This is a genomic window from Thiomicrospira sp., from assembly GCF_036568485.1.
In the GTDB taxonomy this organism is placed as follows: domain Bacteria; phylum Pseudomonadota; class Gammaproteobacteria; order Thiomicrospirales; family Thiomicrospiraceae; genus Thiomicrospira.
On the sequence record NZ_DATCSL010000042.1, the window covers coordinates 1 to 1885 of the forward strand.

1 protein-coding gene is annotated in these 1885 nt (G+C 48.3%); it reads right to left on the bottom strand.

Annotated elements, in window-relative coordinates:
• Positions 1-1885: HAD-IC family P-type ATPase (locus VIM91_RS04095; RefSeq protein ID WP_331863548.1), on the bottom strand; the 1885-nt coding region annotated here is incomplete at both ends.

The following is a 1885-nucleotide window of genomic DNA, read 5'->3' on the forward strand; positions in this document are numbered from 1 at the left end:
CATAAATACGCCATAAGTTAACGCACCCATAACCAGCCCACGAATAATAATGCGATGACTAAGATGGTTGGCAAAAAAGCTTTCGTTAGACGGACGCGGCTGGCGTTTCATAACATCATTTTCGGCGCCATCCACCCCTAATGCGAGAGCGGGAATACCATCGCTCACTAAGTTAACCCAAAGGATCATTAAAGGCGCTAAGGTGAGTAGGGGTTCGCCATTAATTAGGGCAAAGGCAAACAAGAGCGCTGATACCTCACTCACATTGGCCGTCAATCCTTGGCGGATAAATTTGCGAATATTGTCGTAAATGCGTCGTCCTTCTTGAACGGCAGTAACAATCGTCTTAAAGTTATCATCTAGTAATACTAAGTCGGCCGATTCTTTGGCTACGCCGGTACCACTAATACCCATCGCTACGCCAATATCCGCCGTGCGTAAAGCGGGTGCATCGTTCACGCCATCGCCCGTCATGGCGACCACTTCTTGATGCGCTTGCAATGCGTGGACGATTCGCAACTTATGTTCGGGGGTGACGCGTGCAAATACCCGAATCTGTTTAACGCGTTCATACAGTTGTTGGTCATCCATTTCGTTAAGTTCTGCACCTGTCAGGCTTGGGCTATCCGCTGTATTGATAATGTGCATTTGTAACGCAATCGCTTTAGCGGTTTCAACATGGTCGCCCGTAATCATAATCACGCCAATGCCGGCGCTGTGGCAATCCTTAACCGCTTGGGTGGCTTCGGGTCTGGGTGGGTCAATGATGCCGTAAATACCTTTTAATGTAAGCTCGGTTTCTAAAGAGGTATCGGGGGACTCGAGTTCTTTATCGCTGAGTTTGCGATAGGCAATCGCCAAGGTGCGCAATGCTTCGCGACCAAAATCGTTTGCGACATTATGAGCTTCTTGCTGGTAGTGGGCAAAGCTGACGGTTTCGCCATGACGAATCATGTAATCACAGCGGCTCATAATCACATCGGGCGCGCCTTTGACAAACAGCCAGGCCTGGTTGTCTTCATCACGTACAATCACACTCATCATTTTACGGCTTGAATCAAATGGGAAGCTGACTTCGATGTCGTAATCGTTGAGCAGTTGCTCTTTGGTGATGTTAGCTTTGGCCGCGGCGACGACGATTGCGCCTTCGGTAGGTAAACCGTGGATCGAATATTGGCCGTTGGTTTCGACTAGCCGAGTATCACTACACAAGGCCGACATTTTGAGCATTTTCATTAAAGGTTTATGGGTGTGAGCTACAATCGGCTCGCCATCCTTATCATAAAACTGGCCTTTAGGTTCGTATCCAGTGCCTTCCACCCGCAAGCTTTCACCCGCTACCCAAATTTTTTGAACTTGCATTTTATTTTGGGTGAGTGTGCCGGTTTTATCGGAGCAGATAATGGTGGTAGAGCCTAAGGTTTCGACTGAAGTAAGGTGTTTGGCAAGTGCATTTGAGCGCATCATTTGATAAGCGCCTAAGGTTAGAACAATTGTTACCACCGTGGGAAGGCCTTCTGGAATCGCCGCCACCGCGAGCGAAATACCGGTACTGCTCATACTCACCAAACTCATGCCCTGGAAAAAACCCATTGCCATAATTAAGGCCACCACGATCAGCGCAGCCCAAATGAGTATGTGCGATAGACTTTTGATGCGTTGTTGCAAGGGGGTTAAGCGTTGTTCGCTGCTCTCCATCAGTTCGGCAATATGTCCGACTTCGGTATTCATGCCGGTGCCAGTTACAATCGCAGTAGCATAACCGTGGGTTACCGATGTGCTCATAAAACACATATTGATTTGATCGGCCAATATCAAATTGGCTTCTGTTAAAGCTTGGGTGTTTTTCCTAACAGGGTCAGACTCACCGGTGAGCGCCGATTCA